At 36.3% G+C, this 22262-nt stretch carries 18 protein-coding genes; 9 read left to right on the top strand and 9 right to left on the bottom strand.

Annotation, left to right across the window (positions count from 1 at the left end):
• Positions 1-55: 55 nt before the first annotated feature.
• Together dnaE and trxA are read left to right on the top strand one after the other, a co-directional pair.
• The gene (gene dnaE, locus ACLHG9_RS00635) at positions 56-4483 is read left to right on the top strand and encodes a DNA polymerase III subunit alpha (protein ID WP_410219682.1); all 4428 of its coding nucleotides are present in this window, start codon (positions 56-58) and stop codon (positions 4481-4483) included.
• A 74-nt stretch (positions 4484-4557) separates the two neighbouring features.
• The gene (gene trxA, locus ACLHG9_RS00630; RefSeq protein WP_243361663.1) at positions 4558-4875 is read left to right on the top strand and encodes a thioredoxin; all 318 of its coding nucleotides are present in this window, start codon (positions 4558-4560) and stop codon (positions 4873-4875) included.
• A 78-nt stretch (positions 4876-4953) separates the two neighbouring features.
• Here trxA and ACLHG9_RS00625 read toward each other — a convergent pair whose 3' ends face one another.
• Positions 4954-5889, bottom strand: coding sequence for a DUF3078 domain-containing protein (locus ACLHG9_RS00625; RefSeq protein ID WP_410219681.1), 936 nt, complete (start codon positions 5887-5889; stop codon positions 4954-4956).
• A gap of 47 nt (positions 5890-5936) precedes the next feature.
• Between ACLHG9_RS00625 and ACLHG9_RS00620 the strand changes: the two genes are divergently transcribed.
• Positions 5937-6857: a DUF58 domain-containing protein gene (locus ACLHG9_RS00620; protein ID WP_410219680.1), complete on the top strand. Its 921-nt coding sequence runs from the start codon at positions 5937-5939 to the stop codon at positions 6855-6857.
• Between the two features lie 165 nt (positions 6858-7022).
• Here the strand turns inward: ACLHG9_RS00620 and ACLHG9_RS00615 are convergent, their stop codons facing one another.
• From ACLHG9_RS00615 to ACLHG9_RS00605, 3 genes are read right to left on the bottom strand one after another with little or no spacing between them, the layout of a single operon-like run.
• Positions 7023-8342 (bottom strand): sensor histidine kinase, encoded by a 1320-nt coding sequence (locus ACLHG9_RS00615; protein ID WP_410219679.1) that lies wholly within the window; start codon positions 8340-8342, stop codon positions 7023-7025.
• A gap of 4 nt (positions 8343-8346) precedes the next feature.
• Positions 8347-9024 carry a response regulator transcription factor gene (locus tag ACLHG9_RS00610; protein WP_410219678.1) on the bottom strand — a complete coding sequence of 226 codons (678 nt, stop codon included), beginning with the start codon at positions 9022-9024 and terminating at the stop codon, positions 8347-8349.
• Between the two features lie 30 nt (positions 9025-9054).
• The gene (locus ACLHG9_RS00605; protein WP_410219677.1) at positions 9055-10245 is read right to left on the bottom strand and encodes an aspartate aminotransferase family protein; all 1191 of its coding nucleotides are present in this window, start codon (positions 10243-10245) and stop codon (positions 9055-9057) included.
• A 135-nt stretch (positions 10246-10380) separates the two neighbouring features.
• Here ACLHG9_RS00605 and ACLHG9_RS00600 point away from each other — a divergent pair, with 135 nt between their 5' ends.
• From ACLHG9_RS00600 to ACLHG9_RS00590, 3 genes are all read left to right on the top strand, one after another.
• Positions 10381-10647, top strand: coding sequence for a hypothetical protein (locus ACLHG9_RS00600; RefSeq protein ID WP_410219676.1), 267 nt, complete (start codon positions 10381-10383; stop codon positions 10645-10647).
• Positions 10648-10714: 67 nt separating this feature from the next.
• Entirely contained in the window at positions 10715-11488 is a 774-nt protein-coding gene (locus ACLHG9_RS00595) for a GLPGLI family protein (RefSeq protein WP_410219675.1), read from the top strand.
• Between the two features lies 1 nt (position 11489).
• Positions 11490-14180, top strand: coding sequence for a hypothetical protein (locus ACLHG9_RS00590; protein WP_410219674.1), 2691 nt, complete (start codon positions 11490-11492; stop codon positions 14178-14180).
• A 19-nt stretch (positions 14181-14199) separates the two neighbouring features.
• On the opposite strand, the gene ACLHG9_RS00585 is transcribed toward ACLHG9_RS00590, so the two are convergent.
• The 5 genes from ACLHG9_RS00585 to ACLHG9_RS00565 are packed head-to-tail and all read right to left on the bottom strand — an operon-like array spanning position 14200 to position 17727.
• Positions 14200-14649: a hypothetical protein gene (locus ACLHG9_RS00585; RefSeq protein ID WP_410219673.1), complete on the bottom strand. Its 450-nt coding sequence runs from the start codon at positions 14647-14649 to the stop codon at positions 14200-14202.
• 3 nt (positions 14650-14652) lie between these two features.
• The gene (locus tag ACLHG9_RS00580) at positions 14653-15276 is read right to left on the bottom strand and encodes a hypothetical protein (protein WP_410219672.1); all 624 of its coding nucleotides are present in this window, start codon (positions 15274-15276) and stop codon (positions 14653-14655) included.
• Positions 15277-15318: 42 nt separating this feature from the next.
• On the bottom strand, positions 15319-15870 hold the full coding sequence (locus tag ACLHG9_RS00575) for an RNA polymerase sigma factor (RefSeq protein WP_410219671.1): 552 nt from the start codon (positions 15868-15870) through the stop codon (positions 15319-15321).
• 5 nt (positions 15871-15875) lie between these two features.
• Positions 15876-16835, bottom strand: coding sequence for a transketolase family protein (locus tag ACLHG9_RS00570; protein WP_410219670.1), 960 nt, complete (start codon positions 16833-16835; stop codon positions 15876-15878).
• Between the two features lie 46 nt (positions 16836-16881).
• On the bottom strand, positions 16882-17727 hold the full coding sequence (locus tag ACLHG9_RS00565) for a transketolase (RefSeq protein ID WP_410219669.1): 846 nt from the start codon (positions 17725-17727) through the stop codon (positions 16882-16884).
• Positions 17728-17940: 213 nt separating this feature from the next.
• Between ACLHG9_RS00565 and ACLHG9_RS00560 the strand changes: the two genes are divergently transcribed.
• The 3 genes from ACLHG9_RS00560 to ACLHG9_RS00550 are packed head-to-tail and all read left to right on the top strand — an operon-like array spanning position 17941 to position 22260.
• Positions 17941-20094, top strand: a complete 2154-nt coding sequence (locus ACLHG9_RS00560) for a hypothetical protein (RefSeq protein WP_410219668.1) — start codon at positions 17941-17943, stop codon at positions 20092-20094.
• 5 nt (positions 20095-20099) lie between these two features.
• A complete protein-coding gene (locus ACLHG9_RS00555) occupies positions 20100-21281 on the top strand; it encodes a gliding motility-associated C-terminal domain-containing protein (protein ID WP_410219667.1) in 1182 nt (393 codons plus the stop codon).
• Positions 21282-21285: 4 nt separating this feature from the next.
• On the top strand, positions 21286-22260 hold the full coding sequence (locus tag ACLHG9_RS00550; protein WP_410219666.1) for a type IX secretion system membrane protein PorP/SprF: 975 nt from the start codon (positions 21286-21288) through the stop codon (positions 22258-22260).
• Positions 22261-22262 lie beyond the last annotated feature (2 nt).

Genomic DNA, 22262 nt, shown 5'->3' with positions numbered 1-22262 from the left:
CTGACGGTTTAGCTAGTGTAATTTGCTATTTTTGATAGCTAAATTTTTCCCGATTATGTACTTGATTTTTGATACAGAAACTACCGGTTTACCCCGTAATTTTAATGCGCCCATTACCGACACGGATAACTGGCCGCGTTGTATTCAAATAGCATGGCAACTGCATGATGAATTAGGTAATTTAATTGAACATCAGGATTATCTGGTTAAACCCGATGGATTTAATATCCCCTATGATTCTGAACGTATTCACGGCATTTCTACGGAACTTGCCGATGAACAGGGTATCAGCCTAACCGAAACGATGGAAAAATTTAAAGAAGTTTTAGGTAAAGCCAAATTTATTGTAGGGCAAAATGTAGGGTTTGATATTAATATTATAGGCTGCGAGTTTTACCGTTTAGGTATTGAGAATAACCTGGTTAACATGCCGGTACTTGATACCTGTACCGAAATTACTGCCGAATTGCTTAAAATACCTGGCGGTAGGGGTGGTAAGTTTAAATTGCCAACCTTAACAGAGCTGCATTCATATTTATTTGGTGTACCCTTTAGCGAAGCGCACAATGCTACCGCAGATGTTGAGGCAACTACCCGTTGTTTTCTTGAATTGATAAAAAAGGGAGTTTTTACCAAAGAAGAGTTACAGGTAGATACCGACTATTTTTTACGTTTTAAAGATGCCAATCCTTTACCATTTGAGCCAGTAGGTTTAAAGCATATTAATTTAAAAGCGGCCTCAGATGAAATCAGAAAACGTACACAAGCTGGTGCGGGTGCAGAAAGAAAAACCTCTGCCGCTGATGCAGCAGCTTTGGCTGACGCTACGTTTGTGCATTTACATAACCATACACAGTTTTCAGTACTTCAAAGTACTATAAGCATAAGTGCTCTGGTAAAAGCCGCGGCCGTACAAAATATGCCCGCGGTAGCTTTAACCGATCACGCAAACATGATGGGAGCCTTTCATTTTGTAAATGAAGTATTCAAATACAACAAAGGTGTTGAAGCAAAAAATGCGGAAGCCATAGAAAAAGGAGAAAAGCCCGAAAATCAGACCATTAAACCTATTATAGGGGTAGAGTTTTTTGTTTGCGATGATCATACAGATAAAACCCGTAAAGACGATGGCTATCAGGTTGTATTTTTGGCAAAAAACAAGCAAGGTTACCACAACCTGGCTAAAATGTCATCTATCGCTTATACTAAAGGCTTTTACTACGTACCCCGCATAGATAAGAAAGTGATAGAGCAGTACAAAGATAATATCATCGTGCTATCAGGTAACTTGTATGGTGAGATACCAAGTAAATTGTTAAATATTGGCGAGAAACAGGCGGAAGAGGCACTCATTTGGTGGAAAGAACAGTTTGGTGATGATTTCTATATTGAAGTTATGCGCCACGGCCAAGAAAATGAAGATCGTGTAAATGAATCTCTGATCCCACTTGCCGCTAAACATGATGTTAAACTGATTGCCACCAACAACACGTACTATATTGGCAAAAAAGATGCGCATGCGCATGATATTTTGCTTTGCGTTAAGGATGGAGAGAAATTAACAACGCCCATAGGTCGCGGTCGAGGTTTCAGGTTTGGTATGCCTAACCAAGAATATTATTTCAAGACGGCAGATGAAATGAAGATGCTTTTTGCCGATTTACCTGAAGCTATTCTGAATATACAGGAAATTATAGATAAAATTGAATCCTATAAACTTGCCCGTGAAGTACTCTTACCAAAATTTGATATTCCTGAAGAATTTCAAGTAGCTGATGATGAGCAAGATGGAGGCAAAAGAGGAGAGAATAAGTATTTAAGATATTTAACTTACGAAGGTGCTAAAAAACGCTATGAAGAATTAACACCAGATATTACCGAACGTCTGGATTTTGAATTACAGACCATTGAAAAAACCGGTTATCCGGGATATTTCCTGATTGTACAGGACTTTATTGCTGAAGCCCGCAAGCGAGATGTATCTGTAGGGCCAGGTCGTGGATCGGCAGCAGGATCAGCAGTTGCCTATTGTTTGGGTATTACCAATATCGATCCCATCAAATATGATCTCCTTTTTGAGCGTTTCTTAAATCCTGATAGGGTTTCTATGCCCGATATAGATATTGACTTTGATGATGAAGGTCGTAGTAGGGTGATGGATTATGTGATTGATAAATATGGTTCCAGTCAGGTGGCTCAGATCATTACCTATGGTACAATGGCTGCAAAATCATCCATAAGAGATACAGCACGTGTATTGGATCTGCCTCTGTTCGAAGCCGATAAAATAGCCAAGCTTATCCCTAACATGAAGTTGGCAAAGATTTTTAATCTTGAAGAAAAAGAGCTGAAATCTGCTTTACGGCCTGATGAGTTTGAAAGAGTAAACGAACTTAAAAACATAGCAGCTGCTAAAAGTTTAGCTTCTGAAACCATTGAACAGGCTGTAGTATTAGAAGGTTCGTTGCGTAATACAGGTATTCACGCCTGCGGGGTAATCATTACGCCAGATGATATTACAAATTTTGTACCCGTAGCTACGGCTAAAGATTCTGATCTGTACGTTACCCAGTTTGATAACTCTGTAGTAGAAAGTGCAGGTCTTTTAAAGATGGACTTTTTGGGCTTAAAAACTTTAACCCTGATAAAAGACACTGTAAAACTGGTTAAAAAACGACATGGGATCGATTTAGATCCAGATAACTTCCCGATAGATGATGTAAAAACTTACGAGCTTTTTCAACGCGGCGAAACAGTTGGTATATTTCAGTACGAGAGTCCGGGTATGCAGAAATACATGAAAGAGCTTAAGCCAACGGTTTTTGGAGATCTGATTGCTATGAATGCATTGTATCGTCCGGGGCCAATGGAGTATATACCTAGTTTCGTAAGGCGTAAGCATGGCTTAGAGCCTATTACATACGATCTGGATGCCTGCGAAGAATACCTGAAAGAAACCTATGGTATTACGGTTTACCAGGAACAGGTGATGCTTTTATCGCAAAAACTGGCAGGTTTTACCAAGGGTGAGGCCGACGTTTTGCGTAAGGCCATGGGTAAGAAACAGAAAGATGTGCTGGATAAGATGAAGCCGAAATTCGTTCAACAGGCTGCAGAAAAAGGTCATGCTCCGGCTATATTAGAAAAAATATGGAAAGACTGGGAAGCCTTTGCTTCTTATGCATTCAATAAATCACACTCAACCTGTTATGCCTGGGTAGCTTACCAAACGGCTTATCTAAAAGCACATTATCCGGCAGAATATATGGCCGCTGTACTTTCTAACAACATGAGCGATATTAAGCAGGTTGCTTTCTTTATGGAAGAATGCCGTCAAATGGGAGTTACGGTTTTAGGCCCTGATGTGAACGAATCCGATTTGAAATTTTCGGTAAACGCCAATGGAGAAATTCGTTTTGGTTTATCGGCAGTAAAGGGAGTAGGAGAGAAAGCGGTAGAAAGTATCATAGAAGAACGCCAGGCTAATGGCCCTTATCAAAGTATTTTTGAGTTTGCAAAACGTTCTAATACCCGTATCGTAAATAAAAAGGCCTATGAAAGTTTTGTGTACAGTGGAGCATTTGATGCTTTTGGATACAACCGATCTCAATACTTTTATATCGGGGCCAATGATAAAATGAATGGTATAGAAAAACTGATCAAATATGCCAATGATTTTCAGAATAACCAGAACTCGGCGCAATCTTCATTATTTGGCGGTTCAAAAGCAGATCTTATTCTTGAACCTACTTTTGCAGCAACACAAGAGTGGGGCTTAATTGATAAGCTAAAATATGAAAAAGATGCAATTGGCATATTTCTTTCAGGCCATCCTTTAGATGATTACAAGTTTGAACTGGATAGGTTCTGCCAGCATAAGGTAAAAGATATCAGTATTATAAACAAAGTTCGTAGCGGTGATACCAATGAAGAAGTACTGGCAGAATTTGAAGGCTTAAAGAACAGAGAATTGGTAGTGGGCGGACTGGTTGGTATGGCATCACAACGTATTACTAAGACTGGGCGGCCTTTTGGAACTTTTACCTTTGAAGACTATGACGACAGTTGCGAGATTGCTCTTTTTGGGGAAGATTTTCTAAAATTCAAACAATTTTTAACAGAGGGCTATTTCTTGCAGATCAGAGGAAAAGTTGGTTTACGCTATGGTAAAGAAGGAGACTGGGAGTTTAAAATTACCTCTATAGATTTGCTTTCGGGCTTAAGAGATAAACTTACCAAATCATTAACTTTATTGTTTCCTATTGAATCTGTAGATACTAGCCTGATGGATAAAATAGCTTATATCTTAGAGGAAAATAAAGAAATCAGCGAAAATCAGAATTGTAAACTTAACTTTGAGGTTTACGATAGAGAAAAAGGATTAAAATTGGATTTACCTTCTAAAAATTTAAAGATAAATCCTAACAACCAATTTTTGGCTCAGATACAGCGACTTAACGTAGTTGATTTCCGGTTGAATTAGTGTCAAAATGACATATGTGTATTGTTGGCACCACAATTGATTATATATTTGTAACACATTAAATAAATTTAGTTATGGCTTTAGAAATAACAGACGCTAACTTCGAGGAAGTAGTATTAAAATCAGATAAACCTGTATTAGTAGATTTTTGGGCAGAATGGTGTGGCCCTTGCCGTATGGTGGGCCCTCTTGTTGATGAGATAGCTAAAGAATACGAAGGTAAAGCGATCGTAGGTAAAGTAAACGTGGATAACAATCCGCAAATTTCTATGCAGTTCGGTATCCGTAATATCCCTGCGCTTTTATACTTTAAAGATGGACAGGTAGTTGACAAACAAGTAGGCGCGGTGCCTAAGTCTGTTTTAGCTGGTAAATTAAACAGTCAATTATAAGATATAAAGGTTCATTACCTTTTTAAAAAAAGCCAGATGTATCTCTGGCTTTTTTTGTGTTTCTAAAGTTTGGAATGATTAATACTTGCCAAACTTGTAAGTTATACCTACGCCTAAGGTTTCTTTTAACTGTAGTTTGCCAATCTGGTTATCATCATAAAACAGATCTGCGGTAACCTGTGTAGAAATGAATTTATTTACTTTCATGTCTAAAATTGCCGAATAAGAAAGAACCATGTTCTGTGGTTTTTTCAGGTAGTTGGTAAACATACCAAAGCGGTTATCCAATAAAATATTTTCCATTAATTTTGCTTTGTAACGTCCACCTACATAAGCGCCTAACTGGTAAACCAGACTTTCGTTAGGTTTGGCGCCAAAGGCATCAGTTAAAATACCGTCATGATCAGGGTCAAAAACAGCTTTGTCGGCAATAATGGTAAACCTTGAGGTTAAAGGATGTATGCTTAATTGGAAATTATCATTTGGAATATAATCAAGACCTACCCCTAAGGTTACATAACCCGGAGCCATAAAATTTGAGATATAGCCCTGATTAGGATTACCATAATCATAACCTTTGGCAAATTGGGTTTTTAAATTTAATGCTGCGGCGGTATACCAATTGCTTGTGCCTAATTGGTACCCATATTTAGAGGTAAGATCAATTACATCCTCTACCTTAGTAGCTTGATTGCCTTCTTCAGAACGTAGGCCATAGCCCATTAAAATTCTGTTTTCCCAAAGATTTTTTCCAGACTTAAGGTTAAATTCATAATCAACCCTCCCGGTAAGCGCAACAGAGTTAATACCACCAGAAACCCAATTTGAAAAGGCAGCCTGGTTTAAAAGTAAAGTATTGGTGCCCCTTACTGTCCATCCTTCAGCTTTTTTAGCTGTATCTAATTTTGTTGCTAATTTTGCGCTTTCGGTATTTACTTTTCCACCTTGGATGGTTTGAGCAGAAGCATAAACGCTTAATTGGATACAGAAAGCGATAAGTAAATGTTTTTTCATAAAGTTTTTTTACAAAAGTAATAAAAATCTTTTTTTAGCTTTACTACATGCAAACCGCTTTGAAACCCGATAATATACAGTTCAATACCAGTCTTGAGCTTTTAGCTAAACAGGTAGTAGAAGGATTTATTACAGGTTTACATAAAAGTCCTTTTCATGGTTTTTCGGTAGAGTTTGCTGAACACCGCTTGTACAATACTGGCGATAATGTGAAAAACATAGACTGGAAACTGTACGCTAAAACAGATAAGCTGTTTAGTAAACGTTTTGAAGAAGAAACCAATTTGAGATGCCAGTTTGTGATAGATACTTCTTCTTCCATGTATTTTCCAGAAGAGAAGTACAATAAACTTATATTTTCTATACAGAGCACAGCAGCCTTGATCTATCTGCTTAAAAAGCAGCGCGATGCTTTTGGTTTAAGCCTTTTTAATGACAATCTGCACATTAATACGCCAGCTAAATCTACCACTGCGCATCAAAAACACCTGTTCAATATTTTAGAGCAGCTCATGAGGCAACCGCAAGTACCATTAAAAACAAATACAGCAGAGGCATTACATCAGGTGGCAGATACCATTCACAAAAGATCATTGGTTGTGGTAATGAGTGATATGTTTCAAAATCATCATGATGAAGAAAGCCAGTATAAATTATTTTCTGCCTTACAGCATCTTAAGTTTAATAAGCATGAGGTGATTGTTTTTAATGTGGTGCATAAAACCAAAGAGCTCGACTTTAGCTTTGATAACCGTCCTTATTTATTTGTTGATATGGAAACGGGCGACGAAGTTAAGTTACATCCTAATCAGGTTAAAGAAGGTTATTTTCAGCAAATGGAAAACTATCGCCAAAACCTGGCGTTAAAATGCGCCCAGTATAAAATAGATTTGATTGATGCAAATATGGAAGAGGGTTTTGAACAGGTATTGCAAGCTTATCTTATTAAAAGACAGAAAATGGCTTAATTTATAAAAAAAAACCTCCTCATAAAAACTTATGTGGAGGTTAGATAAGGTAACCGGAAAACTAAAAAATTATATATGGATATTTTTTAGATCACAAAACAAAATCATTTCTGACGTTTTGTTAAAACAAATATGTAGCTTGTTTATGAAGTTTTGATGAAGAGTTTAATTAGTAGGAAAGGTAATGGTAAATAGAGTATGAACATCTTTAACGGATTCTATATCCAGTTTTAAATTATGAAATTTAGCGATACTGTTTACAATGGCTAATCCTAAGCCAAATCCTTCTTCATTTTCGTTTTGAACACGTTCAAATCTTTCAAAAGCTTTTTTAATTTCATCAGCATTCATGCCAATCCCCGTATCTTTTATATGAAGCAAATATTGGTGATTTTTTATTTCAGCATCAATACTTATTTTGCCTCCAATTCGGTTGTACTTAATGGCATTATTAATTACATTAATTAAAAGTGTACGGATTAGGGGCTGGCTGCCTGTAAAAGTAAGATCTGTATCAATATGATTTTCAAAAGTAATGTTCTTGCCTATTATACGGTCTTCTAACTCTTCATAAATTTCTTCTATTTCTGTTTGAATGGAAATCTGATCGTGTTTTACATATTGTTCATTTTCAATTTTAGAAATCAGCAATAAACTATTGATGATCACTTTTAAACGGTTAAGCGTTTTAAGAGAAGAAAGGATTTTATTCTCATGTTGTTCGCTCAAACCTTCATCAGCAAGTATGTTTTCTAAACGGGTACTTAATACGGATATAGGAGTGAGCAATTCATGGGAAACATTAGCTATGAACTGCTTTTCTAACAAAAATAAGCTTGATAGTTTTTGCATTAATGAATTAATACTATTATCCAGTATTTTAAAATCTGTTGTAGTAGTGGGTATATGATCATAACTATAAGAAATAGGATCATTTACTTTATTGATTTTTTGATCAATAATCTTGTAAAATGGTTTTAACAGGTAATGGGTAAAAGCAAAATCGATAATAAGCGTAACAAAAATGGCTAAGGAGAGTACAATGAGCATATAAAAACCAATGGTATTTTTTATGGCTTGCATGGCGGTCATGCTTTCACCAATCTCTAGTTGGTAACGCTGTCCGTTATATTCAAATTCTTCACTTAATATCCTGTAAACTTCTATATAATTTTCAATCTCACGGTGTTCAGTAGAAAAGTATAGCTCACTATTCAATGCTTTCTTTTTGGGAATAACATTTAACACAATGAATTCATCTTTTAGGATGTTATAATCGGTAAAAGTCTGATTTTCCTGTAAAAGGTTTTTGATCTCTTCTTCGTTTAGGTTTTCTACAATTTTTAAACGTTTTTTATTTAAACGGTTATCTAAATGGTTGGTAGAAATCTTATCAATAGAAAGCAAAATAATTACCCCTAAAACCAAGATAATACCTACTTTAGTTATGGCATTGTACAGTGCAAATTTTGCCTGAAGTTTCATTTGTTTAAACGTTTACCCTGTAACCTATACTTCTTACGGTTTCAAACCAGTCTATTTTAGTGAACTGACTCAATTTTTTACGCAGATTTTTTACGTGTACATCTACAAAATTAGAATCAGAATTTACTTCGAGAATATCGCCCCAAACATGTTCGGTTAAACTTACTCTTGATACAACCCGGTTTTTGTTCAAAACAAGATAGTTTAATATCTCAAATTCTTTTTTGGTAAGCGCTACGCGCTCTATTTGGTACGATACAGTTCTGTTTTGTATATCTAAAACAAAATCATGTACTCTTACTTCATTTTTCTCTAATTTATGTTTACGTCTTATAATGGCATGCATGCGTGCCAGAAGTTCGTTTAGAGAAAAAGGTTTGGGTAAATAATCATCGGCACCCGCTTCAAGACCCTTTATCCTGTCGTCAACTGCACTTCGGGCAGTTAGAACAATAACAGCATCTTCACGGTTTTTCAATTTTTTTAAGCCTTCGAGCACTTCAAAACCATCACCATCAGGCAGGCCTAAGTCCAACAGAACGAAATCGTAATTATTAACGAAGATTTTTTCTTCTGCCGAAGACTTTTTCCAGGCATGTTCTACAATATAACCTTCTTTGCTTAGAAACTCATTCATTTCCAGAGCCAGACTTTTTTCATCTTCTACAATAAGTACATTCATATTTTGCCTGTTTATGATTACTAATATAACTTATCCGCAGATTTTTTCAATATTACGCAAAATGATTTCACATGCAGTTTTGATTTCTTCTCTTGTAATGATAAGAGGGGGGGCAATACGCATGGCATTATCGCAATGTAAAAACCAATCAGTAACTACACCATCTTCAATACAGGCATCAATGATTTTTTTATTGGTTTCGTAGCTATTAAAGGCCACTGCTAACATCAATCCTTTTCCTCTAATTTCTAATATAGCAGGATGCTTTAATAGATCTTTAAACAATTGTCCCTTGCTTTCAACATCACTAACCAATTGACCTTGTAAAATGGTTTGAAGCGTAGCCAAACCTGCAGCACAGCTAACAGGATGCCCTCCAAATGTAGTCAGGTGACCTAGTACCGGGTTATCTGTAAATACCGACATGATTTCTGAAGATGAAATAAATGCACCTATAGGCATGCCACCGCCAATACCTTTGGCTAACAATAAAATATCGGGTACGATACCAAAATGCTCAAAACCGAATAGTTTTCCAGTACGGCCAAAGCCACATTGAATTTCATCTAATACAAGCAGTGTTCCTGTTTCGTTACATTTTTTGCGTAATTGTTGCATATATTCCTTTTCAGGTACAACAATTCCCGCTTCGCCCTGTATGGTTTCAATAAAGACTGCTGCGGTTTGTATAGTGATTTTTTCTAAATCTGGTAAATCGTTAAATTGAATAAAACTAATTCCGGGTAATAACGGGCGATAAGCCTGTTTAAATGTTTCATTACCCATTAAACTTAAGCCTCCATGTGTACTGCCATGGTAACTATTTTTACAGGAAATGATTTCGGCTCTTCCTGTATATCTTTTCGCCAGCTTCATAGCACCCTCTACAGCCTCTGCTCCAGAGTTTACAAAATAAGTACAGGTCAGATTATCAGGTAATACTTCTGCTAACGCTTTGGCAAAATTTACTTGTGGGCTTTGCACATACTCGCCATATACCATAAGGTGCATATAGGTTTGTGCCTGTAATTGCACCGCCTCTACAATATTGGGATGGCAATGGCCAACATTACTTACACCAATGCCTGAAATTAAATCGATATAAGGTTTGTCATCCTTATCATACATGTAAATGCCTTTGGCACGGGTAAAGGCTAATAAAAGTGGGTTAGGGGAAGTTTGGGCGTTATGTTTTAAAAATAATTGACGTTGTGTTAGCATTTTACAAAGTTAAGGCATTTATTTTTTAGTTTCTTTTTGTGAAAAATATTCACATTAAATATTTGGAGTTCGGTAAATAGGATAATTAAATTAGGATTAACTAATCAAATAATTAACCTTCAAAACTTAAAAGCTATGAAAAAATTAATGATTCTCGCTTGCTTCGCTTTCCTATCGGTAGGCGCTTATGCTGCTAAAAGCGAAACTCCAAAAACAGAACAGGTTGCTTCAGAAAAATTCTTTGCAGACTACACGTATACGAGTAGTTGTGGAGAAGTGTGGGATGTAACTACTTCTGAAGGACTTTCATGGGGTTGCCATATGGCTTTATGGGCAAAAATGGAAGCCGCATGTGGTACCGCTGTAGATTATGTGGAGGTAGAAGAAGGTAACGACTGCTAAAAGGTCAATTTTACCGTTAGGCAATCTTATTGCCTAGCGGTAATTCTTTAAATATAAATCGTAGTTAATGCACACTCATACTCATATCAATAAAATGGTTTTAAAGAAGTACTTAATCTTAATCTTGCTCTTTGCATTTTCACAAAAAAATTATGCTCAGAAAAATGAAACAGTTTTGGCTACTGTAACTTATAAAATAAGCCAGATAAGAAATCAACAAACATTAATAAACGATGTATGCTTGATGGATATAAGTAAAAACTATAGTTTTTTTTACAGTAAAAATGTAGCCGAAAATATAGCTAAAATGAAAGAAGCTTTTGAAAAGGCAAGTGCAACAGGGGTAAAACCTAATTTTAATGCTGCTGATTTTGTTATTACTAAAATTTACAGATTCTATAAATTACATTCATTTAGTAAAAAAGAAACAATTAATATACAGAGTGTTGGTAACCAGATGCTGGGATATGTTGATGCAGGATATACCAATAATTGGGAAATAAAGCCAGATACGATGAGTATAAATGGATTGAAATGTCAAAAAGCAATATTGGAGCGATCTTCTTCTATAATTACAGGGTGGTTTTGTAAAGATATACCTTTTCAGGCAGGACCATTCTCTTTCTTTGGATTACCCGGCCTGATTGTTAAGACTTCATCTTCTGATGGATGGGAAGCAGAATTAACAGGTATCACTTATAATAAAGATGATAAAAAGAAAATGGACATTATCGATTATGCATTGGTAAGTGAAACTGATTTTAAAAAAGCAGTTGAAAACGCAAAAGCCTCACGTCAGATAGGGGGAGCATCGCCTAATACCGGAAGAAAACAAAACTAATGTGCTTTTTTTATATAGAATAATACTAAATCTTACAGTCTTTCTTCCTAATAAGATTATTATCTGCCTGCTTGTAACCATTTCATTTGAGGGTTATAGTCAAAATGTTATTCAAGGAACCATAAAAGATGAAACAGGTAAAATAGTAAACAATATCAATCTGATCTTATATCCGCGAACAGGAGAAAATATTTTAGGATATGGGGGAGTAGATGAAAGAGGAAGATTTACAATTAAATACCCAAATGCTACTACGGATAGTATCAGGTTAGAAATTATAGGTCTCGCCTATGAAAGAAAAATACTTTTTTTAGTTTCCAAGTCTTATCAGCTTGTAAATGTTCAGGTTAAAACTGCTGTAAATACTTTGCCAGAGATTATTATTAAAGATGAGCGTCCGATTACTAAAAAATCGGATACCATTAATTATAATATTAAATCCTTTGCTAATAAAAACGACAGAGTTATTATAGATGTTATTAAAAATTTGCCGGGCATAAAAGTAACTGAAAGCGGGCAGATTTTATATCAGAATAAGGCTATCAATAAATTTTATGTTGAAGGGCAGGATCTTTTGGAAGGACGATATAATCTGGCAACTAACAACCTTCCTGTTAATGCCGTTGATGCTGTACAGATATTAGAAAACCATCAGCCAGTTAAGATGTTTGAGGGAATTGAGGATACGGATAGAGCTGCATTAAATATTAAGTTAAATGCAAATGCTAAAATGAAATTGATGGGAAATGTAAATGCAGGTTTAGGTTTAACTCCTTTTCTCCGTAATAACAATCTGGCATTATTAAAGTTTAACAAAAATATGCAGTACATCAATACTGTAAAAAATAATAACGTTGGAGTAAACCTGGATAAAGAACTAAATGACCTTAATCTAAATTTGAATACCATACTTAGTGGGGGTATTACGCAAAATTTAGTAAATATTGTTAAAGCACCAGTTCCCCCTTTAAATGCAGAAAGATATACTTTTAATAATAACACCTTAGCAACAAGCAATCAAATTTTTCCTATTAGTAAATTATTTACATTGAAATATAATATTGCATACGAGAACGATAAATTAATAAATAATTCGGATGCTGTTACTCAGATTTATCTTCCTACAGATACGATTATAATAAATGAAAACCAGAGCGGATATAATACCTACCATAAACTGATTTCAAGGTTAGGTATAGAAGCTAATACACAAAAAATCTTTTTTAAAGATATTTTTAATTTTCAAAGGATTTGGAGCTCAGAATATAATCATATTTCTTCTAATGATGTTAATCAGAAGCTGAATAACCCCTTTATTAATTTGTACAATGATTTTAGTTCGGTTATAAAGATTAAAAATAATCTGTTAGGGGTTAATTCTTATATAAGCTATAGTGATTTACCACAATATTTAAATATTACTCCCGGACAATACGAGAAGTTGCTTAATAATAATCAGGAATATGATGGGTTATTGCAAAAAATACAATCAAGAACTTTCTTTTCAAATAACACTCTATCTATTGGTAGGAAAATCAATAAATTATATATCAATAACAAATTAGGGATATTAATCAATCTGCAAGAGCTGAACAATAATTTAGAGCTGTTTACCGGGCATGAAATTTCACTTCCTACAGGTTCTTTTCAAAATAACATTAAACGAAATCAGCTTAAATTATATAATGAGACAGCCTTAACGTATAGAATGAAAAAAGCCAATGTCATCACAACTTTGAATATAGGCCCAACTCATTTGAGTAATGACGATAGAGGGATTAAACAAAGTGAAAATGAGGTTTTTTTTAATTATAGTATTAAATCAAAATATGATATTAACCAATTTTTTACCAATAGCCTTAATGTAACGGTTCAGAGAGATGCAACGTATATATCCAATACCAGTTTTGTGCTACAGAACTACAGAAGTTTAGTGAGCTATGAAATTCCTTTGTATAAGACATGGGATAGGAGTATTAACTACAGTCTGAATTATAAAAATATAGTAACAGCGATGTTTGCCAATTTAGGCATAAGTTTCTCCCGAAAGAAGAGCAATATTTTAATGAAATCTAAGTTTGATCAGGATTTGATAACCCAGACAGCAATTGTTCAGGATAATCCATCTGATAAACTTAATTTGTCTGGAAACATAAATAAATACTACTTACCTCTTAAAACGGGTATAGATTTTGGTATAAATTATGCGTTTACCAAATTTAAAGAAATACAGCAGGAGACTATAAATAGCTTTTTAAATAAAACGCTGAAATTTACACTTAGAATCAATACCCAGCCAAATAAATGGCTTGTTTTGAATCACAATTTAGAATTTAATAGATATAAGAATATTTCAAAACAAAACGGGAATTACATTGAATATGACCCTGTTCATTTTTTTAATCAGAATTTTAATCTAAAAGCTTCATTATTTAATGATTATACAGTTAAAATAAATTTAGAACACTATTATAATGATGCGAAGTACCTGAAACCGGTTAATTATCTCTTTGCCGATTTTGGCATTCAGAAAACGCTTAAAAAACAAAAGATTGATCTTTCGGCAACTGTGTCTAATATTTTTAATGTTAAAAATTATACAAGTTACAGTTATACAAATAATTATTTGCTAAATTCTAACTATGCTTTAAGAGGGCGAATACTATTACTCAAAGCAGATTTTCAATTTTAGTAAGATTAAGATATTATATTCAGGACTGAGGGCCTCTTCTGTATTGTTTAAGCAGTTCTTTTTTATAAGACTCTTGTGCCCTGTAAAATTTACCTACTATTTTAGGCGATAATCTGGATTTAAACCTGTTATAATATTTTTTTTCAATGTCCAAATCTCTTTGTTTAAAGTCAAAGTCATTTAAAATTAGTGTTTGGATTTCACTATCACTTAAATCATCAATTTCCTTGATTTTTCTAAAGCTGATCATTTTTTGAAAACGCTCGTTTCTTAACGCCTTTTGTTCTCTTACAAGATCATTATAAATTGGCCAAAATACTTTAGCTTCGTCAGGGTTAAGGTCTAATTTAGTAGTAAGCCATGCCACTTTGTTGGCTTCCATTTTTTCTTCTATTTCACTTCTCGATTCTTGAGATTTCGAATAAAAAGGAAGTAAAAACAATAGAAATAAGATTGATAAATACTTCATTTTTTACAGATTATTGGTAATATCGTTTGCTGAAAAATTTTCTAAAATATACTTTTCTACATCATTATTAGAAACTTGGGTAACCGGTGTTTTTTGTGTCTCTTGTATATGATCAATGATTGCGGTTTCATCTATATCATAAAGCATACGCTCTGTAGCAGTATCGGCGAAAAATTTCTTTTTTTCAATTTTTGATTGCTGACTAATGTAAAAGAATATTGAGCCAATAAGTATTACACAGGCAGCTGCAGCATATTTTGTAACAGAAAGCCACAATTTGATCTTTTTAGGTCTAGAAGCATTTGTATTAATCGTTTTAGCAAGGATATTGCTATTCAATCGATCAAAATAACCATCAGGTATGCTAAAACCTGTATCTGCTGGATTTTGATCTGAGAGAGCAACCTGATTAAGAATCTGTTGTTTCTGTTCTTCAAAAAAGCTTTTTTCGATACTAAAGCCTCCGGTTGGGTTTTTATCCAGTTCGGCTATAAAAATGCACTGATGTATGTGTTCGGTTAAAGTGTTAAAATAATCATCAGGCACACGATATGGATTGCTTGCAGGTAGCTGAGCGAGTATTGGTGCTTCATCTTTCCATTCCATATTTTCATCAACTCTATTCATTACACATTTATTGATGCGTTTTTTTGTAAAAGGTTTAATACTTTAATCAACATTTTTTAAAAAAAGCTCAATTTTTTTAACGGCTATATGAAATGAGGCCTTTAATGCGCCTACACTTGTACCTAATACTTCAGAAATCTCATCATATTTCATGTCGTCAAAATATTTCATGTTAAAAATTATACGTTGTTTTTCGGGTAAGGTAAGTATAGCGGCCTGTAATTGCCTTTGAATTTTATTGCCATCAAAATGAGTAGATGCAGCCAGTGTTTCGGCAAGTTCTGTGTTTACCTCATCAATAGAAACGTTGTTTTTATTTTTTTTTCTATTGAGATGGGTAATAGATTCGTTTGTGGCTATGCGGTAGATCCAGGTATAGAGTTGAGAGTCGTTCCTGAAATTTGCTAGATTTTTCCAGACCTTAACAAAGGTTTCCTGTACTAAATCATCTGCATCATCATGATCTATTACTAATCTTCTGACATGCCAGTAGATTTTCTGCTGGTATTTTTGAAGAAGCAGATTGAAGGCTAACGTACGTGTTTGCTCATCTTTGAATTTCAAAAGAATTTCTTCGTCTTCAACCTGCTTCATTTAAATTATTTGTTTTTTCTTGATATCGCTTTTTGTACGGCAGCAACGATATCAGAAGGGTCAAGCTTATACTTGGTCATTAACTGATCAGGTGTTCCACTTTCGCCAAAACTATCGTTCACCGCAACAAATTCCTGAGGCACAAGATAAGTAGTTGTAAGTAAATGTGCAACACTTTCACCCAAACCACCTAATTTATTATGCTCTTCACAGGTTACGATACAACCGGTTTTCTTAACTGATTTTAAGATTGCCTCCTCATCCAATGGTTTTATAGTGTGGATGTTAATGATTTCTGCATCAATGCCCATTTCTGCTAGTTTTTCTCCTGCCTCAATAGCTCTCCAGACCATATGCCCTGTAGCAACAATGGTTACATCCGTTCCTTCATTTACCATCCAAGCTTTACCGATTTCAAATTTTTGATCTTCAGGTGTAAATACAGGAACTGTAGGTCTGCCAAAACGCAGGTAAACAGGACCTTCATGCTCTAAAATGGCTAAGGTAGCGGCTTTAGTCTGGTTGTAATCGCAAGGATTGATAACTACCATTCCCGGTAGCATTTTCATCATGCCTATATCTTCCAGAATTTGGTGGGTAGCGCCATCTTCACCAAGCGTTAAGCCAGCATGTGAAGCACATATTTTTACATTTTTGCCTGAGTAAGCAATAGATTGTCTGATCTGGTCATAAACCCTACCGGTAGAAAAATTGGCAAAAGTTCCGGTAAAAGGGATTTTTCCGCCAATAGTTAATCCGGCAGCAATACCCATCATATTTGCTTCTGCAATACCAACCTGAATAAAGCGCTCAGGAAAATCTTTAATGAAGGCGTCCATTTTTAAAGACCCCACTAAGTCGGCACAAAGTGCCACAACATTTTCGTTTCTTTTACCTGCTTCATGCAAGCCGGCTCCAAAACCAGAACGGGTGTCTTTTTTTTCTGTATATGTGTATTTTTTCATTACTGTAACTAAATAATAGAAGCTTTAATTGAATAAAAGAGCAATTTTAATAATCTCCAAGCGTTTCTTGGAGCTGGTCTAAAGCCTTTGCAAGCTGTTCGTCATTTGGTGCAGCACCGTGCCATTTGTTGGTGCCTGCCATAAAATCAACACCGTAACCCATTTGTGTGCTCATCAGATTAACAATAGGTTTGCCTTTTCCTGTTAATGATTTGGCATAATGCATGGCTTTTAAAACTTCTTCCATGTTATTGCCATCGTAGGAGATTACCTGCCATCCAAAAGCTTCAAATTTATTTTTTAGGCTGGTTAACGATAATATTTTTTCAGTAGGGCCATCTATCTGCTGGCCATTATAATCAACAGTTACAATAAGATTATCAACTTCATGATGAGGAGCAAACATAAAAGCTTCCCAATTTTGGCCTTCCTGTAACTCACCGTCGCCAGTTAAAACATATACTAACGAATTATCATGGTTAAGTTTTTTTGCTAAAGCAGCACCAATAGCTACAGACGTACCCTGGCCTAATGAACCAGAAGCTATACGTATGCCTGGTAAGCCTTCATGTGTGGTAGGGTGACCTTGTAGTCTTGAATTGATTTTTCTGAAAGTAGCCAGTTCACTTACTTCGAAATATCCTGATCTTGCCAAGACGCTGTACCAAACCGGTGAGATGTGTCCGTTTGATAAAAAGAAAAGATCTTCCCCTATACCGTCCATATTGAATTCGGGCTTGTGATTAAGAATTTCAAAATACAAAGCCGTAAAAAAATCGGCACAACCCAGAGAACCTCCGGGGTGGCCAGACTGTACGGCATGTACCATTCTTAAAACGTCTCTTCTAACTTGCGATGCGATATTTTCTAATTCGCTGATAGTATGTTTCATTAAAATTAAAGTTGATTACCAGCAAAGTTAAGTTAAATAAATAAAGCACAGGCATTTTGTGTGAAAATTCAGTTTATTAACATTTAAAAAGAGCTTGTATGAAGCTGTTTATCAACATTTTTAAATAATGTTTGTTGATAAGTTTGTTGTTTTGTTTTAACTGTTTATATTTGAGTAAATAATTACCCAAAAATCAACAAATATTTCGCTTTTATGAGGATCTTTGCTTTATTAACACTCTTGCTGGTTGGCCTATCTGCACTTGGTCAAAAGGGAGGTGTGGGTATAGGAACGGAAAATCCAAATCCTAAATCTATTTTAGATATTTCGTCTACTGAAAAAGGTTTGCTGATCCCCCGATTATCCACAGTACAACGGGATGCCCTACAGGCTCCCGGAGCCAATAATCAGGCGATAAATGGATTACTGATTTTTAACACAACTACGAATAGGTTTAATGTTTGGAAAGATGCAGATTGGGAAGAAATCTTTAGTGGGAACAATGTGGGCGCAAAAGGAGATAAAGGTGATAAGGGAGATAAAGGTGATAAGGGAGATAAGGGTGACCCTGGGATAAAAGGAGACAAAGGAGATGCCGGAGCGGTAGGTGTAAACGGTGTGAATGGTATTAACGGTGCTACCGGACCTCAGGGGCCAAAAGGAGAAAACGGATTAGATGGGCAGAAAGGGGATAAGGGCGATCCCGGAATAAAAGGAGACAAAGGTGATAAAGGAGATGCCGGGCCGGCTTGGTATAATGGCACTTTGGATCCTCCCGTTGCAGCATCTGAACCTGCGGCCTCTAAAAGTGGTGATTATTATCTAAATAACAATAATGGTAAAGTTTATTTAAAAGTAAATAACAGCTGGGTTGAGGTAGCGAATTTGACTACAGGTGTAGTAGGCCCTGTTGGCCCTGCCGGCGCCCAATGGTATAATGGAACTTTAAATCCCCCAGTTCAGTCTACAGAGCCCCCAACAGTGAAAGAAGGAGATTTATATCTCAACAATAATACAGGTAATGTTTACAAAAGACAGGCGGATGGAACCTGGACTATTATAGCGAATTTAACCACTGGGATACAAGGTCCGAAAGGGGATCGCGGAGACGTAGGTCCGCAAGGGCCTGCGGGTCCGAAGGGAGATAAAGGAGATGCTGGTTTGCCAGGAACACAGGGTACGCAAGGCCCTATTGGCCCGGCAGGGCCAACTGGTTTAACAGGTGCTACAGGGCCGCAAGGTTTAATGGGACCAGTTGGGCCTAAAGGAGATAAAGGCGATAAGGGGGATCAAGGTCCTGTAGGCCTGCAAGGTGCGGCAGGCCCACAAGGATCTCAAGGTCCACAAGGTTTGACGGGTCCGCAAGGCCCTGCCGGAGCTAAAGGAGATAAAGGCGATGCTGGTATTCAAGGCCCTCAAGGTGTTGCCGGTCCGCAAGGCCCTGTCGGTCCCAAGGGAGATAAAGGCGATAAGGGAGATACAGGTCTGCAGGGGACATCCGGTCCCAAAGGTGATACCGGAGCTCAGGGACTAACAGGTCCTAAAGGCGATAAGGGCGATAAAGGTGACGTTGGTGCTCAAGGCCCTCAAGGTGTTGCCGGCCCAATAGGCCCTGCCGGAGCTAAGGGAGATAAAGGCGATAAGGGAGATACAGGTCTGCAGGGAGTAGCTGGCCCCAAAGGTGATACTGGAGCTCAGGGACCAATAGGTCCTAAAGGTGATAAAGGAGATAAGGGAGATGCCGGAGCACAAGGTCCTCAGGGTGTTGCCGGACCAACGGGTTCAATTGGCCCTAAAGGTGACACAGGTCCGGCCGGACCGATTGGCCCTGCTGGGCCCAAGGGAGATAAAGGCGATAAAGGGGATAGAGGTGATGCAGGAGAACCTGGCCCACAAGGAGCGCAGGGCCCTTCAGGAAGTGCAGCTGCCTGGTTAAGAACAGGAAATGGTGCTGGAAGTACCGGAGGGACTACCAATCCAGGTGTTTTTGGCGATTTTATTGGTACAACTGATGATAAGGAAGTCGTTATTGCGGCTAATCGAGCAGAAGCCATAAGAATAAAAATAAATGGGCAGGTAAAAATAGGGGAGAACGGAACACCTATAACTGCTATTTACAAAAGTATAAATACTATAGACCTCCCATTAATTGCCGCAGGAGCTTCATATAAACAAACTGTTTCTGTAAGTGGAATTGCTAAAACAGCAAGTGTTTCGGTGTCCTCTTCGCAGGAATTACCTGATGGTTTACTGATTGCTTATGCAAGAGTGTCGGCAACAGGAGTTGTAGAGATTAAATTTTCAAATCTGAGCGGAGCAAGTATAGATCTGCCATCCATGCAATTTTATATCAGTGCAATTGAATAGTTATTATGAAAAAAAAACTTATCATAATAGTATTGCATCTCTTGGTTAACTCTGCTTATGCACAGGTTACCAATACAGGAACTACAATTAGTATAGAAAAGCAGGGCTTATTTTATGTAAATGAATCTTATACCCATAATAATGGAACGTTGATCAACAACGGAGAAATTGTTGTTGAAAATAAATGGGTAAACAATACAGGTTCAAAGCTACTGGATAATGGTTCTGTTGGTTTAGTAAGGTTTACAGGCGGAAAAGGAATTTTAGATGGGAAAAAGGTTACTTTCTTTCCTAAGTTAAGTTTTACGGGAGATGGGGTTTTTGATCTGAATAACCATATAGAAGTAGGCGATAATATCAGCATTGGAGATACCGAGATCAGAACAAATGGTTATAATCTGAGCATATTTAACCCTGATATACAGGCATTAATGTATAATAAAGGCTTTTTTTATACTCAGAAAGGAAGCTTTTTATTCCGCAAAACGGGGCAAGCCGGAACGTATATTTTCCCTTTTGGTTCAGATAAACTTAATTTAAAAAGGCCGGTGGTTATCACACCTAAAGATGCGGCAGTAAATACTTATGGTGCTTCATTTATAGACAAAGATCCAAGCGATGATGGGTATAGCAGAATGGTTAAAAAATCAGGAATAGGAAGTATAAATGATAATTTTTACCATAAAATTATTCAGATTGAGGGTAAAAGCCCTGCTGACCTGTTGTTTTATGCAGGTACTGAAGCAGACCAGTTTAATAATCTGGTTAGCTGGGCCGATCAGAACATCTGGGATATTGCTCCGGCTGTATTTAGAAAAGATGTGGCAGCTTTATTACCACAGTTAAATGCTGCGGCCGTTTATAAATTAATGGCATCGAACAATAAAGAAATGCCTTTTGCTTTTTCTGCAACTTTAAATTCCATAGAACTTTATAATGCTTTTTCACCTGATGGCGATGGGATAAACGAAAGATGGGAAATTAAGAACATAGATCTGTATCCAGATAATGATCTGAAAATATTTGACCGATCTGGAAATCTTGTTTACAAAAAAGTTAACTACCAAAATGTATCAGCATGGGATGCTTCAAATGTAAGTGCAGGAACATATATCTATATTTTAAGAGTTGGCATTAACGGTGAAGATAAGATGTACAAAGGAACTGTAACTGTTGTTAAAAAATAGTGCTATGAAGAAAATGATCTTTCTATTGCTTCTTTGTTTAAGTGCAGGCCTTGTTCATGCGCAACATGAGGTGATTTATAGCCAGTACATGTTTAATAACCTGTTGATTAATCCAGCTTATGCAGGATATAAAGAGAATGTCAATATTACATTATTGAACCGCAATCAATGGGTGGGGATAAAAGATGCACCAACTACTCAGTCTTTTATTATAGACGGGGCTTTTTTTAACAACAAAAATGTAGGTTTGGGCTTATCTGTAATGAATGATAAGGTAGGCATACAGGGACAGACCTCTTTTATGGCAAACTATGCTTACAGATTGCCTGTTGGAGAAAATTCGAGATTGAGCTTTGGTTTAGGTTTGGGGGCTATACAATTTATGCTAAATGGAAATAATGCGGTGATTGGAGATGGAAGTGACCGTAATTTTTCAGGGCAACAGACTTATTTCTCTCCAGATGCACGTTTCGGGATTTATTTTAATAACGATCATTTTTATGCAGGTGCATCTGCTAACAATGCCTTAACCAAAGTACTTAATAAAAATAAAGAGAAAGCCAAGTATGTAATATTGCCGCCTACAAACTTCTTTTTAACGGTTGGAGGCTTATTAAATGTAAACGAAGACCTGAAGTTTAAGCCTTCCTTAATGTTGCGTCAAGACCCTGATGGTTATGGTAATTTTGATACCAATATTTCTTTTCTGATCAAGGAAACTTTATGGTTAGGTGCTTCATACCGTATGGGTGTTGATATGTTGAAAAATAACCAGGATATAAATCAAACATTTCAACAAAATTCGCTGATAGGATTGGTTGAAGTTTTTATTGCTAAAAGCGTACGTGTTGGCTACGCATTTGATTATAGTCTTTCTAAATTAAATGGTTATACTGGTGGTAGTCATGAGATTTCAGTAGGGCTTACTATAGGTAAAAAAGAAAAATACAACGCTTTAACCTCTCCGCGTTATTTTTAAAC

Source organism: Pedobacter sp., from assembly GCF_046462515.1.
Lineage (GTDB): Bacteria > Bacteroidota > Bacteroidia > Sphingobacteriales > Sphingobacteriaceae > Pedobacter.
This window is presented reverse-complemented; position numbering and strand designations above follow the sequence as displayed.

What these genes read in the sequence shown, in the direction of transcription:
- ACLHG9_RS00585 (WP_410219673.1), bottom strand. Translation starts at nt 14,649, where the DNA reads ATGAAGTATTTATCAATCTTATTTCTATTGTTTTTACTTCCTTTTTAT.
- ACLHG9_RS00600 (WP_410219676.1), top strand. Translation starts at nt 10,381, where the DNA reads ATGAAAAAATTAATGATTCTCGCTTGCTTCGCTTTCCTATCGGTAGGC.
- ACLHG9_RS00620 (WP_410219680.1), top strand. Translation starts at nt 5,937, where the DNA reads ATGCAAACCGCTTTGAAACCCGATAATATACAGTTCAATACCAGTCTT.
- ACLHG9_RS00625 (WP_410219681.1), bottom strand. Translation starts at nt 5,889, where the DNA reads ATGAAAAAACATTTACTTATCGCTTTCTGTATCCAATTAAGCGTTTAT.
- ACLHG9_RS00610 (WP_410219678.1), bottom strand. Translation starts at nt 9,024, where the DNA reads ATGAATGTACTTATTGTAGAAGATGAAAAAAGTCTGGCTCTGGAAATG.
- ACLHG9_RS00565 (WP_410219669.1), bottom strand. Translation starts at nt 17,727, where the DNA reads ATGAAACATACTATCAGCGAATTAGAAAATATCGCATCGCAAGTTAGA.
- ACLHG9_RS00605 (WP_410219677.1), bottom strand. Translation starts at nt 10,245, where the DNA reads ATGCTAACACAACGTCAATTATTTTTAAAACATAACGCCCAAACTTCC.
- ACLHG9_RS00570 (WP_410219670.1), bottom strand. Translation starts at nt 16,835, where the DNA reads ATGAAAAAATACACATATACAGAAAAAAAAGACACCCGTTCTGGTTTT.
- ACLHG9_RS00595 (WP_410219675.1), top strand. Translation starts at nt 10,715, where the DNA reads ATGCACACTCATACTCATATCAATAAAATGGTTTTAAAGAAGTACTTA.
- ACLHG9_RS00560 (WP_410219668.1), top strand. Translation starts at nt 17,941, where the DNA reads ATGAGGATCTTTGCTTTATTAACACTCTTGCTGGTTGGCCTATCTGCA.
- ACLHG9_RS00615 (WP_410219679.1), bottom strand. Translation starts at nt 8,342, where the DNA reads ATGAAACTTCAGGCAAAATTTGCACTGTACAATGCCATAACTAAAGTA.
- trxA (WP_243361663.1), top strand. Translation starts at nt 4,558, where the DNA reads ATGGCTTTAGAAATAACAGACGCTAACTTCGAGGAAGTAGTATTAAAA.
- dnaE (WP_410219682.1), top strand. Translation starts at nt 56, where the DNA reads ATGTACTTGATTTTTGATACAGAAACTACCGGTTTACCCCGTAATTTT.
- ACLHG9_RS00555 (WP_410219667.1), top strand. Translation starts at nt 20,100, where the DNA reads ATGAAAAAAAAACTTATCATAATAGTATTGCATCTCTTGGTTAACTCT.
- ACLHG9_RS00575 (WP_410219671.1), bottom strand. Translation starts at nt 15,870, where the DNA reads ATGAAGCAGGTTGAAGACGAAGAAATTCTTTTGAAATTCAAAGATGAG.
- ACLHG9_RS00550 (WP_410219666.1), top strand. Translation starts at nt 21,286, where the DNA reads ATGAAGAAAATGATCTTTCTATTGCTTCTTTGTTTAAGTGCAGGCCTT.
- ACLHG9_RS00580 (WP_410219672.1), bottom strand. Translation starts at nt 15,276, where the DNA reads ATGAATAGAGTTGATGAAAATATGGAATGGAAAGATGAAGCACCAATA.